This window comes from Pseudomonas sp. URMO17WK12:I6, assembly GCF_003253625.1.
Taxonomy (GTDB): Bacteria; Pseudomonadota; Gammaproteobacteria; order Pseudomonadales; family Pseudomonadaceae; genus Aquipseudomonas.
Genome location: NZ_QKYZ01000011.1, coordinates 71268 through 89205 on the forward strand (window position 1 = coordinate 71268; position 17938 = coordinate 89205).

Below are 17938 nucleotides of genomic sequence, written 5' to 3' on the forward strand. Positions count from 1 at the left end.
CCATCGCCCGGCGCTTGTGGCGCGCCGTTCGAAAAAAGCGCTGCCAGTCTAGCCAGACCGGCAGGCACAGCCTTGACGGCAATCAATTGCCATCACTGCATCAGGTCGGCGAAGGACAGGAACATCACGTTGTCGTGCTTGAGCACTTGCTGCTCACACTCGATCACCGCCAGCCCGTCGGCCCAGCACGCGGCGGTCAACATGGCCGAGCTTTGCTGAGGGTGCAGTTCCACACTCAACTGGCCATCGGCGCCGGGCGTCAATCGGGCCCGCAGGTACTGCCGACGCTTGTTACGCTGCAACCAGTCGAACCCGGCGGGTACAGCCAACGGCACTGGCAGCACGTCAGTCACACCCTGGGCCCGGAGCAGGAACGGACGCACCACCACCAACGCGGTAATCAGCGCCCCTGACGGGTTTCCCGGCATGCCGATCCAGGGTTTGCCGGCCACTTTACCAAAGGCCAGTGGCTTGCCCGGCTGGATGGCCAGCCGCCAGAAATCCACGCTGCCCAGCTCCTCGATGGCCTGCTTGAGATGGTCCTCCTCGCCCACCGACACGCCACCGGAACTCAACAGTAAGTCGCACTCCGAAGACGCCAGGCTCAAGGCATGCCGGCTGGCCGCCAACTCATCGACCATGACGCCATAGTCGTGCACCTCGACGCCCCAGCCGCGCAACAACGCGGCGAGGCAATACCGATTGCTGTTGTAAATCTGCCCCGACGCCAAGGGATCGCCCGGCTCACGCAGTTCGTTACCGCTGCTGAGCAGGCACACCTGCAACGGCCGATAGACCTCGACCCGGGCGATCCCGGCGCCGGCCAGCAACCCCAGCTCTTGTGCGCGCAGGCGCTTGCCGGCCTTGAGCAACAGGCTCCCGCGGCGAACTTCCTCACCCTCCTTGCGTACGTGATCGCCAACGGCTATGGGCGGGAACCAGACCCGCTCGCCTTCGACCCGGCAGCGCTCTTGCGGCACGACGGTATCGGCACCCGGTGGTAATGGCGCGCCGGTAAAGATCTGTACCGTTTGTTGCGCGAGCAAGGGCGAGCACGCCTGATCCCCCGCCGCAATTCGGCCGCCAATCGTCAAACAGCCACCTTCCGCCGGCAGGTCGGCAGCCCTGAGGGCATAACCATCCATGGCACTGTTGTCCCAGGCAGGGAGATTCACCGGGCAATGAATGTCCACCGCCAGCACCCGCCCCAAGGCTTGATCCAGACGAACCATTTGCGCCAGGGGTGGTGGCGGCGCCTGGTCGAGCAGACGGCTGATGGCCTCGTCCACCGGCATCAGGTTGCCGAGGTCGCACACCCGGCCGCTCATGAGCGTGTCTCGCAGGCGTCGATGACCCGCTGTGCTTGCGCTTTCAAATGCGGGGCGAAGTTACACGGGCCGGTGCGACTGTCCAGTTGCTCGAGCAGAATCTTGTTCCAGGCAGTCCGGCAGGCACCCGGCGAGCCAGGAACGCAGCACACCAGTACACCGTTACTCATCCCGGCCAGTGCCCGGGACTGCAGACTGGACATGCCAATCTCCTCCAGCGACACCTGGCGGAACAATTCGCCGAAGCCTTCCACATGTTTGTCCAGCAGTGGCAGCACCGCTTGCGGTGTGTTGTCACGAGCGGTGAAACCGGTGCCGCCAGTCATCAATATGACTTGCACCCGGGGGTCGGCGATCCACTGGGAGACCGTTGCGCGGATCTGATAAATGTCGTCCTTGACCAGGCCACGATCGATCAGCACATGCCCGGCCGTTTGCAGCAAATCCGCCAGGGTCTGTCCTGAAGTGTCGGTGTCAAAGGTGCGCGTATCGCTGATGGTCAGCACGGCAATGTTCAGGGGTTCGAAACTGCGTTGCGTCAGATGGGCCATATCCAGGCTTTCCCGTAGATGAGGGTATGGCCCAAAGCCTGAACCGGAATAGCGAACGAGCCTATTCCTCCAAGGAGGTACCTCGTCGGGGTCTATGGATTAATGGGGGACTCAAGCCCGTAGCAGCTGCCGCAGGCTGCTACGGGGGAACTTACTCGTCGCTCAAGGCGCCAAGCGGCGCCGTTGCCATGCACCATCTCGCAACCGGTAATCGAGACGGTCATGCAAGCGGTCGGCACGGCCCTGCCAGAACTCCAGACGTTCAGGGTGCAGGCAATAACCGCCCCAATGTTCGGGGCGCGAGACGGTCTGGCCAACGAAGCGCTTGATGGTCTGCGCCAGCATCGACTCCAGCGCGGCACGACTGGCCAACGGACGGCTTTGCGGTGAAGCCCAGGCGCCCAGGCGACTGGCCATCGAGCGGGAATCGAAGTATGCATCCGAGAGTTGCGGGTCGAGCCTGGACACCCGGCCTTCGATGCGCACTTGACGCTCCAGCCCCGGCCAGAAAAACGTCATGGCGGCATAGGGATTGGCGGCCAGTTGCCGCCCCTTGTCGCTCTGATAATTGCCGAAAAAAGTAAAACCTTCATCGCTCAAGCCTTTGAGCAACAGCACACGGCAGTGCGGCCGCCCTTCATCATCGACCGTCGCCAGCACCATGCTATTGGCCTCGACAGGTGCGCACTCGGTGTCGCGGGCCTGTTGCAGCCATTGCCGGAACATCGCCAGTGGATCGTCCAGCGCTGCCTCATCTTGCAGGCCATTAAGGGTGTAGTTACGGCGCATTTGGGCCAGGGACAGGGGCATGACGGTGATCTCCGGAAGGTTTTGCGCAGTGTGCGAGGCACTGCGCGATACCACCTTGACCGCCATCAACACCGAGCGTCGACACGGCAGCGCCCTGACCTACTTCAGACGCAGGCGTCGCGCCAGTTTGTGCAAATTGCTGGGGTCGACTTCCAGCATCCGCGCGGCGCTGGCCCAGTTGTCTCCGGACAGGCTCAGGGCCTCGAGGATCTTCTTGCGCTGGCAATCATCGACGGCTTCGCCCAGGGGCTGGAACGGCAGATCAACCGTAATGTCCCGGGATGGCTCGACCTCTGCCCCCGATGCTGCCACCGGGCTGTCGAGATCGAGAACCTCTGGCTCCAGCGTCATGATCGATGTGCGACTCGTCCCGCGACTGAGCTGCTTCAATGCGGCCCGACTGATGACGTGCTCCAGTTCGCGCACATTGCCCGGCCAGGTGTATGCCAGCAAAGCTCGCTCCGCCGCCGGCGACAAACGCAAACCTCGCAGGCCGAGCCGCGCCCGATTGAGCTCCAGAAAATGCCCGGCCAGCATCAACACATCGTGACCACGCTCGCGCAGCGCTGGAATCGGCACCGGGTACACCGAGAGGCGGTGATACAGATCGGCGCGAAACAAGCCATCGCGGATGCTGTCCGGCAGGTGCCGATTGGTGGCGGCGATGATGCGCACATCGACGTGCAACGGCTTGTCGGCGCCCAGGCGCTGGATCTCGCCGTTTTGCAGGGTGCGCAGCAATTTCGCTTGCACACTCAAGGGCAACTCCCCGACTTCATCGAGAAACAGCGTGCCACCGTTGGCGGCGTCGAAGCGTCCGGCACGGTCACTCGTAGCACCGGAAAAGGCGCCTTTGACATGCCCGAACAACTCACTCTCTGCCAGCGACTCCGGCAAGGCTGCGCAGTTAACCTGTATCAGCGGTTTGTGGTGGCGCCTTGAAAGACGATGCAAGCGCCGTGCGAACAGCTCTTTGCCGACGCCGGTCTCGCCCAGCAGCAATACCGGCAGATCGGAATCGGCCAGTACATCCAGCTCATTGAGCAACTGATGCAACACCTCACTTTGCCCAAGGATCTCGCCTTCTCCGACGGGCACGCGCAAGTCCTGAGGATCGCTGCGGGACAGGCGCAAGCTGCGGTTTTCCTGCTCCAGGCGGGTGACCCGCACGGCGGCTTCGATCTGCAAAGTGCAACGCTTGAGTTCTTCCCGCGCCCGGTTGTCAAAGGTCCCGGCGTGCAGCGCATCGAGGGTGATCGCGCCCCAGATCCGCCCCTCGACATAGAGGCTCACGCCCATGCAGTCATGCACCGGCAGCGGTTCGCCGACATGGTTGTCGAGCAAGCCGTCGTAGGGGTCCGGCAGGCGGCTGTCGGGCTCGAACCAGGTCGGCTCGCGCGACGCCATGATTGCCGCCAGCCGAGGATGCTGGGCAATGACGAACCGGCGCCCCAACGCTTCATGAACCAGCCCCACCGTTGCAACGGGCCTGAGGCTGTCGTCATCCAGACGCAGCAAGCCCACGGCGCCACTGTTGAAGTATTCGCGCAGGGTCTGGACCAGTCGTTGCAACCGCACGGCATTGGGCAACTCGACGATCAGGTCGGCCGCCAGGCTTTCTCGCAGCATGGTAGTCATCACCCTCTATGGTTGTATTTACCCTGAAGCATCAGGGTGAATATCACCACAACTAAAAATTAATCCATGTTTTTCAATACGTTAAAAATGGCATGCCGAGTGCAACGAGCCTGGGGAACCGTTGAAACCCAAACAAGGAACCCTGATGAGCCAGCCCCTATTGGAACAAAGCCTCGGCCAACTGGCCTGCGACATTCCCGGTGCCACCCGGATCTTTCACACCTTCAAACTGGACTTCTGTTGCGGCGGGCATAAAAGCCTGCGTGAAGCGGCCCTTGGCAAAAACCTCGATCCGGTCCTCATTGCCGACGCCCTGCAGATTCTGCAAGACGCCGGCGAAACCCAGCACGACTGGCGCAACGAACCGTCGGAACTGCTGATCGCCCACCTTCTGACGCGCTACCACGCCCGCCACCGCGAGCAACTGCCGGAGCTGATCCGACTGGCTCGCCGCGTCGAGCAGGTCCATGGCGCGCGCAGCAGTTGCCCCAACGGCCTGGCCGATCTGCTGACAGACATGCAGCAGGAACTCGAAGGCCACATGCTCAAGGAAGAACAAGTGCTCTTCCCGATGTTGCAACAAGGCGTTGGCCCTCAGGCCGCACCGCCGATCCAGGTGCTGCGTTTCGAACACGATCAACATGGTGAAGCGCTGGAGAAGATGCTCGCCCTGACCAATCACATCATCCCGCCCGCCGATGCCTGTAACACCTGGCGTGCGCTCTACCGTGGGCTGCTGGAGTTCAAAGACGACCTGATGCAACACATCCACCTGGAAAACAACGTGCTGTTCATTAATGCCCTGAACCCCCGCCATTGATCGATTACCGGCCACCCCCAACCCGCGCCATCCAACCGGATGACGCGGGTTTTGTTTATGAGGGACGTATTGCGATCAGCCGTGCCAATAGAACATGGCCTTGGCCAGGATCACGATCAACACCATGTGCCCGAGAATGCTGCGGCGAATCCAGCTTGCGCGGGTCGCGGTCAGGCGCCCGTGGGTCAGCCAATAGGCCAGCAGCAAGTAATGACCAATGATGCTCAAGGCCAACAGGATTTTCAGGCTCAGCAACGTACCAAAACTGCTGGCCAGCGGCTGACTCAATGCGCCACGGTACTGCCACGCCAAACCGATGCCGGCGCCATACAACAGCAACACCACGCCGTGCAGAACCTTACGCGAACGCAGGGCAATCGCCTGATCCGCCGTCACTTGCGCAATCTCCGTCAACGGCTGGCGGGCGCGATGCCAGATGACCACCTCGAAAAACAGCGTGCCAATGAAGGCGATTGCCGCCAGCAGGTGTGCGACCAGAAAAAACGGATACATCAGTGGTAGCCTCTGTCAGTGTGCGTGCTCATCCCGGATGACCGTCAACCCGGGCCCGCAGCAGCATCGGCCCGTAGCGCCAGGCATACAGCGCAAACGCCAGCGCCCAGCACAGACCGGCCAGCCACAATGCGGCCAACGGGAAGAACAGGATCAACACCACCCGGCTCAGACACGCCAGGTTGAGCAGAATGAAGGCCAGGGTCATGCCCGATGGCGGTTCCAGGGGGCGACCGGTGTGGCCGAGGCTGACCCGCGCGATCATCGCCAGCACCAGGCCAGCCATGGCCCCGATGGTCAGGCAATGCACCGCCAGACTCGGGTTAACCGGCACACCGAAATGCCACAGCGCCATCCCGAGACACGCCACCGCCAGCCAGCCATAGGCCAGATGCAGCGACCACAACAACGGCACGCGCCAGAGTGCCCGGTCATGCCAGCGCACCAGGCGCACCAGATGCCCTGCCGCCAGCACCGCGAACAGCAGGCCCACCCAGACATTGGGGTTGAGCGCCGGTCCTGCGGCATACAACAACGCCACCAGCGGCGAACCGACCAACAGCAGGCGATCCAGCCAGGGCCAGGCGGCAACGCCTTCAACCCGACCAAGGCCGCGCTGGGTGAAGAACGGAATGACCCGCCCGCCGATCAACCCCATCATCGCCGCCACCAGCCAGAGGCCGCTCAGCACGCCCTGGCGTTGCCAGCCTTCATGCCCCTCGACCAAGCCATACAGGGACAACCCGTCGGCCCCGGCCAACAACAGCAGAACCACCACAATCGGGTAGTTACGTTTCTGCCGCACTTTCCACAAGGTGAAGCCCATGAGTACCGCCACCGCCAACGGGAACGCCAGTTCCAGCACGGCGAGCAACGGCCATGGCGCATTGGCCAGCCAGACCACCCGCGCCAACAACCACAGCAACGCCAGCGCGGCCAACGGTTTGCTGCTGAGGCCGGGGCGACCGGTCCAGGTCTGCACCGCCGTCAACAGAAAGCCCGCGATAATCGCCAACCCGAACCCGAACAGCAATTCATGCCGATGCCAGCCCAGCCAACCGCCCGCCGGCTGCCAGTTGGAAATCGAACCACTGAAGGCCGCCAGCCAGAGTGGAATGACCAGCACTGCCAAAAGGCAACCGGCGAGGAAAAATGGCCGAAAGGCCAGCCGAAACAGCGGCGTGATTGCCATCGCTTTACGGCGGTCAAGCACTTGCATAAAACCACTCCTCTACCTTGTTGCCGACCTGACACCAACCCGCAGGCGCCGAGGTAAATCCAGGGGCAATCATCGGGTATTACCGATCCATTGCCGTTGTCGCAGATCAAGTGTGCAAGGGGCGTGCCCTGATGCTTTCTCGTATTCCTGTGGCGAGGGAGCTTGCTCCCGCTCGGGTGCGCAGCAGCCGTAAAACCGGCGAATGCGTTCTATCAGACATACCGCGTAGATCGATGTTGGGAGTGCTTCGCACTCCAGCGGGAGCAAGCTCCCTCGCCACAGGGCATTCCGGATCAGGGTACAAATGACCATTAAAGGGTTATTTTAACCCTAATCCTCAGGGTCTTTTTTACCCTCACGCCTGAGAACCCCGCTAAATAAAGGCCTCCAAGCCTGGCCCATGTCTTGCTCAAGCTTGTGGAAATCAAACAAACCGATCCCAGGAGTCGTCATGAAAAAAGTCATCCAGCCACTGGCCTGGTTCGTGGTGTTGACCTCAATCCTGGCCGTGGCCAGTGGCGTTTCCCTGGGCCTCGTCTGACTTGATCACCAGCCCCCCTTCTCAATCTTCAGGATGAATTCTCATGGTGCTTCACCGCGTCCATCACCAGATTCTGCGCAGTCATCATCTGTTCGAGCCGTTGAACGAAGAACAGCTGGACGAATTGATGAGTACCAGCCAATTGCTGAGCATCGACAAAGGCGAGCCGTTGTTCCGTCAGGGCGAGCCGGCCGATGCGTTCTACTTCGTGATTGCCGGCGCGGTAAAAATCTACCGGCTGACACCGGATGGGCAGGAGAAAGTGTTCGAGGTCATCAGCGAGCGGCAAACCTTCGCCGAGGCGATGATGCTGATGGACACCCCAAACTATGTGGCCTCGGCCGAAGCGATCTGCCCCACCCAGCTCTATCGTTTATCCAACAGCACCTACATGCGCCTGCTGCAGAGCAATAGTCGGTTGACCTTCGCACTACTGGGCAAACTCTGCGTTCGCTTACATCAACGGGTCAACGAAATCGAAACCCTGTCGCTGAAAAACGCCACCCACCGGGTCGTGCGTTATCTGCTGACGCAACTGGTGCGCCAGCAAACCGTTGACTGCCAATTCGAACTGCCGATGGCCAAGCAACTGATTGCCGGGCATCTGTCGATCCAGCCAGAAACCTTTTCGCGAATCATCCGCCGCTTGATCGATGAAAACATCATCACTCAGGACGGCCGTCAGATCGCCATTCTTGATCGTCTGCGCCTGGAACAGTTCGAGTGAGTGCCATGCCCGTCTGCCTGTATTGCCAACATGCCAACCCTTCACAAGAAACCGAGTGCCACCAATGCGGCATGCCCCTGCCGGCACTGGCTGAACACGCCGGGGAACGTCGGCAGCGCCGATTCATGTGGTTCTGCGTTGGCCTGACGGTCTTTTGCGTGGTGATGTTTTTCTGGCTGCCGCGCAGCTGAAGATCGCACATATCCCTGTAGCAGCTGGCGCAGCCTGCGTTCGGCTGCGCAGCAGTCGTAAATCCTGAGCCCACGGTACGACTGAAACACCGCGTTGTATGGTTTTGCGACTGCTGCGCAGCCGAACGCAGCCTTCGGCAGCTGCTACAGGGACGCAGGTGGTCAAGGACATCACAGTTGGGTCAGCTGGCGGTACAACTGCGGCAAGCGCAGGGGCAGTTGTTCGGGCTGGCGGATCAAGGTGTAGCCATTGGCGCCGAACATGTACGGCAGGTAATCCCCGGCCTCGCGATCGATCGTGATACAGAACGGCGTCAGCCCCTGACGCCGTGCCTCCAGCACCGCCTCGCGAGTATCTTCAACACCGTAGCGCCCTTCATACAGATCCAGATCATTCGGTTTGCCATCCGTCAGCAGCAGCAACAGTTTGCTGCGCCGCTTGCTCGTGCCCAATAGTTGCGTGGCCTGGCGAATGGCAGCCCCCATGCGTGTGTAATACCCCGGTTTGAGACCTTGAATACGACCTCGGGTGGTGTCGTCATAACGCTGGATGAACGACTTGAGTTCCTGCATGCGCACTTGCTGACGACGCAACGAGGAAAACCCGTACAGGGCGAAATCATCACCCAGCACCGACAAGGTTTCGCCGAACAGCAGCAGGCTGTCGCGGATCACGTCGATGACACGATGCTGATCGTTCAGGTGGGCGTCAGTGGACATCGACACGTCGGCCAGCAACAGGCACGCCAGGTCGCGGCGAGTCTGCCGCTGCTCCATGAACAAACCGCGTTCGGCGCACTGGCCATGCTCGCGCTCAACGTGAAAATCCAGCCAGGCCTGCATGTCCAGCTCTGCCCCCTGAGGTTGTTGGCGTAACCATTGACGATCATTGCGCAGGTGCTCGAACTGACGCCGCAAACGGTGCGCCGAGGCCTTCAAGCGTAGCGGCAGCGGTTGCGCCTCACAGTCGCGGGGCACCAGCATTTGCAGGTTGACGAAGCTGTCCTGCATCCGTTGTTTGCGATAGTCCCACTCCGGCAACTTGATGCCCTCGCCGAGGGGAATATCGTCGACATCGGCCGGTGGTAAATCCAGATGCAGCTTGAGACCGCCACCCTTGCGCAGGCGTGTGCGCGACAGCGTCAACTCATCCAGGTCGTCGGCGACTCGGGCAGCGTCCGGGTCTTCGCTGTCATCCGACCAGCGATCCAGGTCCACGTGCTCGGTCCAGCTGAACAGGTTCTCCAGACGCACCACCAGCAACCCGCCTTCACGGGTGCTTTCATCGATCCGCGTCGCGCGCTTACGCCCGCCTTTCTGCTCGCCGGGTGGCGTGGTCAAAGACTCTTCGGACTCATCGCCCAGATCGGCAGCCTGGGGACTAGCGAGATTTTGCGGCGGGTACAACCACAGCGGCAACGGCCACGCGGCCCGTTCGCTGCGAGGAAAATGCTCGACACTCCCGGGCTCGCGCAACGCCTGGCATAACGCCCGTTCCAGTGCCGCTTCGCTGGCGTTCAACGAGGCCGGATCGGGGCGCAATTGCAGATGGGCATCGACCAGTCGTTGGTAACGAACACGTAGCGCTGGATAGCGTCGCAGCAGCTGTTGCGTCCAGCGTTGATTGTCCTGGCCCCAGTGGCGCATCGGCCCGGCCTGCGCCGCCAGCAACGCGAGCCAGCGATAGAGTTCCTCGTTCAACGCCACTTCAGGAAACACCGCCAAGCTCGACGGCAGCCGCAAATTGCTCGCGTCGCACCACGCCAACGGCACTTGTTTGCAGGTGCCGGCGATCTGCTGCAACACGTTGCGGCGCAGCAGCAGGTCGCGGTCGCTGGCCGCTTCCACACCGACACCATTGGCACCGCCCATGGCGCGGAACAACAGCGCCAGCGGGCGTTGCTGGCTGGCCAGTTCAACCCGTGCTTCAGGGAAGTCCGGGCTGGCGCGCCGGGTGATGAAACGATGCCAGACACTGCCTACCCACTCTTCCAGTTCGACGGTAAACGCCATGATGCTTGCCCTTGCTGGAAACCAAAAAAACGGCCCGCTGTATCAGCCGGGCCGACCTTTTCTAGCTATTGCACTCGTTCATGAAGGCACAACCGCAGCCGGGGCGCGCAAGGCTGCGCGGCCACGTTGCTTGAAGCTGAACAGGTAACAGATCAGCCCGGCGAAGAAGCCGAGACCGGCACCCAGACGCGCCCAGAACAGCACTTGCAGATGCTCGACCGTGGACATGAATGGCAAGGCACTGCCATCGACAGCCCAGCGCTGCAACATCACCTGTACGACACCGGCCGCGGTGAGGAACAACGTGATCATCACCATCGACAGGGTCATCAACCAGAAGCCCCAGATTTCGAGGGTCTGCGAACGCTCGTCACCGGCTTCACCCAGCCCGCGCAAGCGTGGCATGGCGTAGCTGATCAAGGTCATCACGATCATCGCGTAAGCACCGTAGAAAGCCAGGTGACCGTGCGCTGCCGTCAGTTGCGAACCATGGGTGTAGAAGTTGACCGGCGCCAGGGTATGCAGAAAGCCCCAGACACCCGCACCGAAGAACGCCGTGACCGTAGTCCCCTTGGCCCACAGCGTGGCGGCGCGGTTCGGGTGTTGCCGACGACGGTTCTTCACCATGCTGAAGGCAAAGATCACCATGGCCAGGAACGGCAGCGGTTCGAATGCGGAGAAGATCGAGCCGACCCACAGCCAGACCTCGGGCGCACCGATCCAGAAGAAGTGGTGACCGGTGCCGATGATCCCGGTAATCAGCGCCATGGCGATGATCACGTAGAGCCATTTCTCCACGACTTCCCGGTCGACACCGGTGATCTTGATCAGCACGAAGGCGAGCATCGAGCCCATGATCAGCTCCCACACGCCTTCCACCCAAAGATGCACCACCCACCACCAGTAGAACTTGTCGCGGGCCAGATTACCGGGGTTGTAGAAGGAGAACAGGAAGAACACCGCAAGGCCGATCAACCCGGTCATCATCACCATGCTGACGGTGGTCTTGCGACCTTTGAGCAAGGTCATGCCGATGTTGTAGAGAAAGCCCAGGCACACCACCACAATGCCCATCTTGGTGATGGTCGGCTGCTCCAGGAACTCCCGGCCCATGGTCGGCAGCAGCTCGTTATGCGTCAGTTTGGCCAGGCCCGCATAAGGCACCAGCAGATAGCCGAGAATCGTCAACACACCAGCAGCGGCGAATACCCAAAACAGAATGATCGCCAGCTTCGGGCTGTGCAGTTCGCGGTCGGCCTCTTCCGGAATCAGGTAATAGGCGGCGCCCATGAAGCCGAACAGCAACCAGACGATCAGCAGATTGGTGTGCACCATCCGCGCCACGTTGAAGGGAATGATCGGGAACAGAAAGTCTCCGATCACGTATTGCACCCCCATGATCAAACCGAACAGCACCTGACCGAGAAACAGCATCAGGGCAAACACGAAGTACGGTTTGGCCACGGCTTGCGAGGCGAATTTCAGATGCGGATTAGCGATGCTCATCTCTTAGCCCTCCTTGTTTGGCGGCCAGCCATTGGTGTTGATGTTCGAGCTCCATTTGAGGAACTCGGCGATGTCATCCACCTCTTGCTCGCTCAACTTGAACTGCGGCATCGCTCGTCGGCCCGGTACGCCCAGCGGCTGCATTTTCATCCAGGCATGTAGAAAAGGTTTAAAGCCCTCCTCCCCGCCGCGCCGCTGGAATACGTTGCCCAGCTCTGGCGCAAAGTAGGCGCCCTCGCCCAGCAACGTGTGGCAGCCGACGCAGTTGTTTTGCTCCCAGACCGTCTTGCCGCGAATCACTGATTCGGTTAACTGCGCTTCGTTGCTGCGCACTGGAAAGGTCTGTTCCGTGTGATAGGTCAAGGCCAGGAATATCAGGAAGAAAAAGACGCTTCCCCCGAAGTAGATATTCCTGGCCATGCCTTTGGTGAAGGTCTCTGACATGGTCGCTTCCTCTTTGCTTGGCGTGCTCATGATAGAAAGCGAGGGGGTAAAACCTGCTTGATGGCGATCAAGAAAGGCAGATGGTTTTGGTCGGGTATCAGGGCCAACCTGTAGCAGCTGCCGAAGGCTGCGTTCGGCTGCGCAGCAGTCGTAAACCCTGCCTCCTCAATCATCCTGAAACACCGCGGCGTCTGACTTTGCGACTGCTTCGCAGCCGAACGCAGCCTTCGGCAGCTGCTACAGGGTTCGCATAACGACTTAGCGGAACGACACCAGCGTCAGCCCCACTACTGCCGCCAACACCAGCGCCCAGCTCACCATCAACCGGCGCCACAATCGCGGCGCATGGCGCATCTCCATGAAGCCATCGGTGATCAGCCAGGCCTTGCCAACCGCCACCAGCAAAATGGCAATGGACAACAGCCACGTCGCGCCGACTTGTGACAACACAACGGTGCACACGCTTAATGTGGCCAACGCTGCCCAGCAGACGAGCAACAACCTGGAAGCCGACATCAGAACCTCCGTCAATTCAGCACGTACACCAGCGGAAACAGCACGACCCAGATCAGATCGACCATGTGCCAATACAGCACGCCCGATTCAAACCCGCTGCGGTTGGCGGCGTTGTACAGGCCTCGACGGCAGCGCTCGGCCAGCCATCCGAGAATGACCATGCCGAGCAATACATGGAGAAAATGAAAACCGGTGAGGATCCAGTAGAGGGTGAAAAACGTGTTGTGCTCCATGCCCAGCCCCGAGGCCAGCAAGTGCCGGTATTCGGTAAGTTTCAACACCACGTAGACGCTGCCGGCAAGCAACGCGGCCAGCAGAAGTACGGCGCCGTGGCGGGACCGGGAACGCCTGACCTGCTCCTGAGCCAGCGCGGCGAACAGCCCGGCGGTGAGCAGGCTCAGGGTCATTGCCAGGCCGGTAGAGGTGTTGAGCAATTGACGGCTTTCACCGAACAACTGCGGCTTGAGTGCCTGGGTCACGGCGAACGCCAGAATCAGGATGGCGAACACCGACAACTCGGCCAAAATGAAAAACCACATCGCCAGATCGCCCGGCAGGTGGCCACGCGCAACGCCCCTGGACTCAGCCGAAGTGGACATCAACCACGCCCATCAGCGCCGCAACCGTCAGCGGATCATCGCTCAGCGGCTCGGCCAGGCAAGCCATGCACGCTTCACGCGGGCTCATGCCGGAGCGGATCATTCGCGCAGTAAAAATCAGCAGCCGTGTCGAGGCGACTTCCTCAAGATCATGTTGATCCAGCCTTCGCAGGGCCTGCCCCAGCCTGACCACTTGCGCCGCCAGCGCGCTGTCCACCTGCGCTTCCCGGCTGACAATACGCTCTTCGTCGGCCACCGGCGGATAGCCGAAACGCATCGCCACGAAACGTTGTCGGGTGCTGGGTTTCATGCCTTTGAGCAGGTTCTGGTAGCCGGGGTTGTACGACACGACCAGCATGAATGAGGACGGCGCCTGCAACACTTCGCCGGTGCGCTCCAGGAACAACTCGCGACGATCATCGGCCAGTGGGTGCAGTACGACCACCGTGTCCTGCCGCGCCTCGACCACTTCGTCCAGATAACAAATGCCGCCTTCACGCACCGCGCGGGTCAGCGGCCCGTCCTGCCACCAGGTGCCTTGGGCGCCAATCAGATGACGGCCAATCAGGTCGGCGGCACTCAGGTCGTCATGGCACGCCACGGTGTACAGCGGTAGCTTCAGCCGATGGGCCATGTGCTGGACGAAACGGGTCTTGCCGCACCCCGTCGGGCCTTTGATCAGCACCGGCATGCCGTGTCGCCAGGCTTGCTCGAACAGCGCCTCCTCATTATTGAGCGGTTGATAGAAGGGTTCGCAAGACTGGATTCGGTCCATGGGCTGTCTGTTCCAAAAGCGGATTCAAGCCACACGCTACGGGCGCCTGCGACAACCTGGCAAGTGACATGGCCGGCAAACTTGATCGCGGTCAAGCAAGCATTGGCCTGCTCGGGCATAGCCTTGCACGGCACTAAGAACCTGCGTTCTGCGCTGCCGTTCCAGCACATCGCAAAGGTCTTGCCTGAGGAGAAATGGAATGCTGATCAGCAATAGAAAAACGTTTGCTCTGACTGTCGCCACATTGTGGTCGGCGCTGGCCCTTGCGGTGACTCACGCAGCCAGAGCCGAGGAACCCGCCACTGCTGCGGCCAGCCCGCTGATGGTCAAAACCGCCGGAGCGCCCGACATGAGTCAGGCCGAGTTCGACGCGTCCAAGGAAATCTATTTCCAGCGCTGCGCCGGCTGCCACGGCGTGCTGCGCAAAGGCGCCACGGGTAAACCACTGACGCCGGACATCACCCAGTCTCGCGGCCAACCGTATCTGGAGGCGTTGATTACCTTCGGTTCACCAGCGGGCATGCCGAACTGGGGAACATCCAATGCGCTGACCAAGGATCAGATCACGGCCATGGCCAAGTTCATTCAGCACACACCGCCCACGCCACCGGAATGGGGCATGGCCGAGACGCTGAAAACCTGGAAAGTGCTGGTCAAGCCCGAGGATCGTCCGAAGAAGCAACTGAGCAAATTCAATCTGCCGAACCTGTTTTCGGTGACGTTGCGCGATGACGGCAAGATTGCCCTGATCGACGGTGACAGCAAGAAAATCGTCAAGCTGATCGAGACCGGTTACGCGGTGCACATCTCGCGCATTTCTGCCTCCGGTCGCTACCTGCTGGTGATTGGTCGAGACGCCCGGATCGACATGATCGACCTGTGGCCGGTGGAGCCGACCAAGGTCGCCGAAGTCAAAGTGGGCATCGAGGCGCGCTCGGTGGAGACCTCCAAGTTCAAGGGTTACGAAGACAAATACACGGTCGCCGGCTCCTATTGGCCACCACAATTCACCATCATGGATGGCGAAACCCTGGAGCCCAAACAGATCGTCTCGACCCGCGGCATGACTGTCGACAAGCAAGAATATCACCCGGAACCCCGGGTCGCGGCGATCATCGCCTCCCACGAATGGCCGGAGTTCATCGTTAACGTCAAGGAAACCGGCAAGGTCATGCTGGTCAATTACCAGGACATCAAAAACCTCACCATCACCTACATCGATGCCGCCCCTTTCCTGCATGACGGCGGTTGGGACAGCACCCATCGCTACTTCATGACCGCCGCCAACAACTCCAACAAAGTCGCCGTGATCGACTCCAAGGATCGCAAGTTGGCCGCCCTGGTGGACGTCGGCAAAACCCCTCACCCGGGTCGTGGCGCCAACTTTGATCATCCTGTCTACGGCCCGGTCTGGGCCACCAGCCACCTGGGAGACGACGGTATCTCGCTGATCGGTACCGACCCGGCCAAACACCCGCAATACGCCTGGAAACAGGTCGCCTCGCTCAAGGGCCAGGGCGGCGGTTCGTTGTTCATCAAAACCCACCCCAACTCGCGCCACCTGTATGTCGACACCACCCTCAACCCGGACGCCAAGCTGAGCCAGTCGGTGGCGGTGTTCAACCTCGACAAACTCGACGCCGGCTACACCGTGCTGCCCATCGCCGAGTACGCCGGCATCAAGCAAGGCGCCATGCGGGTCGTGCAGCCGGAATACAACAAGGCCGGCGATGAGGTCTGGTTCTCCGTGTGGAGCGGTCAATCAGAGGAGTCGGCACTGGTGGTGATCGACGACAAAACGCTGAAGCTCAAATCGGTGATCAAGGACAAACGCCTGATTACCCCCACCGGGAAATTCAATGTCTACAACACCCAACACGACATTTATTGAGCTCCATCAATGCAAGGAACGACCATGAAAAATACTCTGCTTTCACTGTTCGCCCTGACCGCTGCGCTGAGCGTGCAGCCGGTTGTGGCCCAAGATGCGCAGGAACTGTTCAAGAGCAAACCCTGCGCCGCCTGCCATTCCATCGACACCAAGCTTGTCGGCCCGGCGCTCAAGGATGTCGCGGCCAAGAACGCTGGCGTACCCGAGGCCGTCGACACCCTGGCCAACCACATCAAGAACGGTACGCAAGGCAACTGGGGCCCGATACCAATGCCGGCCAACCCGGTGACGGATGATGAAGCGAAGACACTTGCAACTTGGGTCCTGAGTCTCAAATAGCCAACGGAGGGCGCCATGATGGTTCATCGACACGCAGTGGTTCTGGCGGCCCTCCTCCTTTTTTGCGCGACCTCGGTTGCGGCGCCGAACGCCAAGCGTCAGGCCCAACTCGAGCACCTGCTGGCCCAGGATTGCGGCGCCTGCCATGGACTGCACATGACCGGCGGGCTGGGTCCCGACCTGACGCGCGCAACGCTGGCAGGCAAGTCCCGCGACAGCCTGATTGCCACCGTCACCCAAGGTCGCCCCGGCACCGCGATGCCCGGTTGGGCCCCGTTGCTCAGCCCGGACGACATTCGTTGGCTGGTAGATCTTCTTCTCCAGGGATATCCCGCACCATGATCCGTTCAATCCTGCTGTCAGCGGCGACCGGGCTGTTGTTGTCCGCCTGCGCTCAGTCACCCTTGCGTGGTACCGGCGATCTGGGCGTGGTGGTGGAGCGCGCCACCGGCAGCGTGCAAATCATCGAAAGCGATACCCGCACGGCACTGGCCCGACTCGAAGGCTTCGGCGATCTGTCCCATGCCTCGGTGGTGTTTTCCCGCGACCAGCGTTATGCCTATGTGTTCGGCCGCGACGGCGGGTTGAGCAAAATCGACCTGCTGACCCAACGCATCGACCATCGCGTCATCCAGGGCGGCAACAGCATCGGCGGCGCCATCAGTCAGGACGGCAAGTTGATCGCAGTCTCCAACTACGTGCCCGGCGGCGTGAAGGTGTTCGATGCCGTCACTCTGCAACAGGTGGCCGATATTCCCGCGACACCGCTCGCCGATGGCAGCAAACGCTCACGGGTGGTCGGCCTGGTCGACGCGCCCGGTCAGCGTTTTGTGTTCAGCCTGTTCGATACCGGCGAGATCTGGACCGCCGATTTCAGTCAGGGCAGCACGCCACGGATCAGCCGCTTCACCGGCATCGGCCAGCAACCCTACGACGCGCTGATTACCCCCGATGGTCGCTATTACATGGCTGGGCTGTTCGGCGAAGACGGCATGGCGCAACTCGACCTCTGGCACCCCGAGCGCGGGGTGCAGCGAGTGCTCGGTGATTACGGACGCGGCCAGGCGAAGTTGCCCGTCTACAAGATGCCGCATCTGGAGGGTTGGGCCGTTGCCGACAACCAGGCCTTCGTACCCGCCGTCGGCCGTCATCAGGTGCTGGTGATGGATTCCCGCACGTGGCAGCAGACCGCTGCCATCTCGGTGGCCGGTCAACCGGTGTTCGTCACGTCGCGGCCGGACGGTCGGCAACTGTGGGTCAATTTCGCCTACCCGGACAACGATCGGGTCCAGGTCATCGACACCGAAACCCGTGCCGTAGTCGCCGATCTGCGACCGGGGCCGGCGGTGCTGCACATGGAATTCACCGCGCGCGGCGACCAGTTGTGGCTGTCGTTACGCGATGGCGATCAGGTTCAGGTCTGGGATCCGTACAGCCTGAAGCAGCTGAGCACCCTTCCCGCCACCGCGCCGAGCGGCATCTTCTTCAGCAGTCGCGCGCAGAAAATGGGCTATTGA

Annotated in this window: 19 protein-coding genes; 7 read left to right on the top strand and 12 right to left on the bottom strand. The window is 61.2% G+C overall.

The window, feature by feature from the left end; genetic code table 11:
• Nucleotides 1-92: 92 nt before the first annotated feature.
• From glp to norR, 4 genes are all read right to left on the bottom strand, one after another.
• On the bottom strand, nucleotides 93-1328 hold the full coding sequence (gene glp / locus F475_RS19965) for a gephyrin-like molybdotransferase Glp (RefSeq protein WP_111454560.1): 1236 nt from the start codon (nucleotides 1326-1328) through the stop codon (nucleotides 93-95).
• Nucleotides 1325-1879: a molybdenum cofactor biosynthesis protein B gene (gene moaB / locus F475_RS19970; RefSeq protein ID WP_018927799.1), complete on the bottom strand. Its 555-nt coding sequence runs from the start codon at nucleotides 1877-1879 to the stop codon at nucleotides 1325-1327. The genes glp and moaB overlap by 4 nt, the downstream gene beginning before the upstream one ends.
• A 162-nt stretch (nucleotides 1880-2041) precedes the next feature.
• Nucleotides 2042-2689, bottom strand: coding sequence for a pyridoxamine 5'-phosphate oxidase (gene pdxH, locus F475_RS19975; protein WP_064621247.1), 648 nt, complete (start codon nucleotides 2687-2689; stop codon nucleotides 2042-2044).
• A gap of 99 nt (nucleotides 2690-2788) precedes the next feature.
• Nucleotides 2789-4318: a nitric oxide reductase transcriptional regulator NorR gene (gene norR, locus F475_RS19980; RefSeq protein ID WP_111454628.1), complete on the bottom strand. Its 1530-nt coding sequence runs from the start codon at nucleotides 4316-4318 to the stop codon at nucleotides 2789-2791.
• 154 nt (nucleotides 4319-4472) lie between these two features.
• On the opposite strand from norR, the gene ytfE reads away from it, so the two are divergent.
• Nucleotides 4473-5147 (top strand): iron-sulfur cluster repair protein YtfE, encoded by a 675-nt coding sequence (gene ytfE, locus F475_RS19985; protein WP_028940883.1) that lies wholly within the window; start codon nucleotides 4473-4475, stop codon nucleotides 5145-5147.
• Between the two features lie 75 nt (nucleotides 5148-5222).
• On the opposite strand, the gene F475_RS19990 is transcribed toward ytfE, so the two are convergent.
• Both F475_RS19990 and F475_RS19995 read right to left on the bottom strand, forming a co-directional pair.
• Entirely contained in the window at nucleotides 5223-5660 is a 438-nt protein-coding gene (locus F475_RS19990) for a membrane protein (RefSeq protein ID WP_028940884.1), read from the bottom strand.
• Between the two features lie 28 nt (nucleotides 5661-5688).
• The gene (locus F475_RS19995; protein ID WP_111454561.1) at nucleotides 5689-6879 is read right to left on the bottom strand and encodes an NnrS family protein; all 1191 of its coding nucleotides are present in this window, start codon (nucleotides 6877-6879) and stop codon (nucleotides 5689-5691) included.
• Nucleotides 6880-7463: 584 nt separating this feature from the next.
• Here F475_RS19995 and F475_RS20005 point away from each other — a divergent pair.
• Nucleotides 7464-8147 (top strand): Crp/Fnr family transcriptional regulator, encoded by a 684-nt coding sequence (locus F475_RS20005; RefSeq protein ID WP_018927791.1) that lies wholly within the window; start codon nucleotides 7464-7466, stop codon nucleotides 8145-8147.
• The gene (locus F475_RS20010) at nucleotides 8144-8338 is read left to right on the top strand and encodes a hypothetical protein (protein ID WP_018927790.1); all 195 of its coding nucleotides are present in this window, start codon (nucleotides 8144-8146) and stop codon (nucleotides 8336-8338) included. The genes F475_RS20005 and F475_RS20010 overlap by 4 nt, the downstream gene beginning before the upstream one ends.
• 171 nt (nucleotides 8339-8509) lie before the next feature.
• Here the strand turns inward: F475_RS20010 and F475_RS20015 are convergent, their stop codons facing one another.
• From F475_RS20015 to F475_RS20040, 6 genes are all read right to left on the bottom strand, one after another.
• On the bottom strand, nucleotides 8510-10351 hold the full coding sequence (locus tag F475_RS20015) for a nitric oxide reductase activation protein NorD (protein ID WP_111454562.1): 1842 nt from the start codon (nucleotides 10349-10351) through the stop codon (nucleotides 8510-8512).
• A 78-nt stretch (nucleotides 10352-10429) separates the two neighbouring features.
• A complete protein-coding gene (locus F475_RS20020) occupies nucleotides 10430-11857 on the bottom strand; it encodes a cbb3-type cytochrome c oxidase subunit I (protein ID WP_111454563.1) in 1428 nt (475 codons plus the stop codon).
• 3 nt (nucleotides 11858-11860) lie between these two features.
• Nucleotides 11861-12301 (bottom strand): cytochrome c, encoded by a 441-nt coding sequence (locus F475_RS20025; RefSeq protein ID WP_018927787.1) that lies wholly within the window; start codon nucleotides 12299-12301, stop codon nucleotides 11861-11863.
• 258 nt (nucleotides 12302-12559) lie between these two features.
• Nucleotides 12560-12817, bottom strand: a complete 258-nt coding sequence (locus tag F475_RS20030) for a cytochrome C oxidase subunit IV family protein (RefSeq protein ID WP_111454564.1) — start codon at nucleotides 12815-12817, stop codon at nucleotides 12560-12562.
• An 11-nt stretch (nucleotides 12818-12828) separates the two neighbouring features.
• Nucleotides 12829-13416 carry a cytochrome c oxidase subunit 3 gene (locus F475_RS20035; protein WP_064617213.1) on the bottom strand — a complete coding sequence of 196 codons (588 nt, stop codon included), beginning with the start codon at nucleotides 13414-13416 and terminating at the stop codon, nucleotides 12829-12831.
• On the bottom strand, nucleotides 13400-14182 hold the full coding sequence (locus F475_RS20040; RefSeq protein ID WP_370695265.1) for a CbbQ/NirQ/NorQ/GpvN family protein: 783 nt from the start codon (nucleotides 14180-14182) through the stop codon (nucleotides 13400-13402). Before F475_RS20040 ends, F475_RS20035 begins: the two co-directional genes overlap by 17 nt.
• Nucleotides 14183-14390: 208 nt before the next feature.
• Between F475_RS20040 and F475_RS20045 the strand changes: the two genes are divergently transcribed.
• The 4 genes from F475_RS20045 to F475_RS20060 are packed head-to-tail and all read left to right on the top strand — an operon-like array spanning nucleotide 14391 to nucleotide 17938.
• Nucleotides 14391-16082 carry a nitrite reductase gene (locus F475_RS20045; protein ID WP_111454565.1) on the top strand — a complete coding sequence of 564 codons (1692 nt, stop codon included), beginning with the start codon at nucleotides 14391-14393 and terminating at the stop codon, nucleotides 16080-16082.
• Nucleotides 16083-16106: 24 nt separating this feature from the next.
• Complete coding sequence (locus F475_RS20050; RefSeq protein ID WP_019649087.1) at nucleotides 16107-16421, top strand: c-type cytochrome; 315 nt, start codon at nucleotides 16107-16109, stop codon at nucleotides 16419-16421.
• Between the two features lie 15 nt (nucleotides 16422-16436).
• Nucleotides 16437-16763, top strand: a complete 327-nt coding sequence (locus tag F475_RS20055) for a cytochrome c (protein WP_018927781.1) — start codon at nucleotides 16437-16439, stop codon at nucleotides 16761-16763.
• Nucleotides 16760-17938 (top strand): cytochrome D1 domain-containing protein, encoded by a 1179-nt coding sequence (locus tag F475_RS20060; RefSeq protein ID WP_111454566.1) that lies wholly within the window; start codon nucleotides 16760-16762, stop codon nucleotides 17936-17938. Before F475_RS20055 ends, F475_RS20060 begins: the two co-directional genes overlap by 4 nt.

Bases quoted from the DNA above. Each gene is read 5' to 3' on its own strand.
- glp (WP_111454560.1), bottom strand. From the start codon at position 1,328: ATGAGCGGCCGGGTGTGCGACCTCGGCAACCTGATGCCGGTGGACGAG.
- moaB (WP_018927799.1), bottom strand. From the start codon at position 1,879: ATGGCCCATCTGACGCAACGCAGTTTCGAACCCCTGAACATTGCCGTG.
- pdxH (WP_064621247.1), bottom strand. From the start codon at position 2,689: ATGCCCCTGTCCCTGGCCCAAATGCGCCGTAACTACACCCTTAATGGC.
- norR (WP_111454628.1), bottom strand. From the start codon at position 4,318: ATGCTGCGAGAAAGCCTGGCGGCCGACCTGATCGTCGAGTTGCCCAAT.
- ytfE (WP_028940883.1), top strand. From the start codon at position 4,473: ATGAGCCAGCCCCTATTGGAACAAAGCCTCGGCCAACTGGCCTGCGAC.
- F475_RS19990 (WP_028940884.1), bottom strand. From the start codon at position 5,660: ATGTATCCGTTTTTTCTGGTCGCACACCTGCTGGCGGCAATCGCCTTC.
- F475_RS19995 (WP_111454561.1), bottom strand. From the start codon at position 6,879: ATGCAAGTGCTTGACCGCCGTAAAGCGATGGCAATCACGCCGCTGTTT.
- F475_RS20005 (WP_018927791.1), top strand. From the start codon at position 7,464: ATGGTGCTTCACCGCGTCCATCACCAGATTCTGCGCAGTCATCATCTG.
- F475_RS20015 (WP_111454562.1), bottom strand. From the start codon at position 10,351: ATGGCGTTTACCGTCGAACTGGAAGAGTGGGTAGGCAGTGTCTGGCAT.
- F475_RS20020 (WP_111454563.1), bottom strand. From the start codon at position 11,857: ATGAGCATCGCTAATCCGCATCTGAAATTCGCCTCGCAAGCCGTGGCC.
- F475_RS20025 (WP_018927787.1), bottom strand. From the start codon at position 12,301: ATGTCAGAGACCTTCACCAAAGGCATGGCCAGGAATATCTACTTCGGG.
- F475_RS20030 (WP_111454564.1), bottom strand. From the start codon at position 12,817: ATGTCGGCTTCCAGGTTGTTGCTCGTCTGCTGGGCAGCGTTGGCCACA.
- F475_RS20035 (WP_064617213.1), bottom strand. From the start codon at position 13,416: ATGTCCACTTCGGCTGAGTCCAGGGGCGTTGCGCGTGGCCACCTGCCG.
- F475_RS20045 (WP_111454565.1), top strand. From the start codon at position 14,391: ATGCTGATCAGCAATAGAAAAACGTTTGCTCTGACTGTCGCCACATTG.
- F475_RS20050 (WP_019649087.1), top strand. From the start codon at position 16,107: ATGAAAAATACTCTGCTTTCACTGTTCGCCCTGACCGCTGCGCTGAGC.
- F475_RS20055 (WP_018927781.1), top strand. From the start codon at position 16,437: ATGATGGTTCATCGACACGCAGTGGTTCTGGCGGCCCTCCTCCTTTTT.
- F475_RS20060 (WP_111454566.1), top strand. From the start codon at position 16,760: ATGATCCGTTCAATCCTGCTGTCAGCGGCGACCGGGCTGTTGTTGTCC.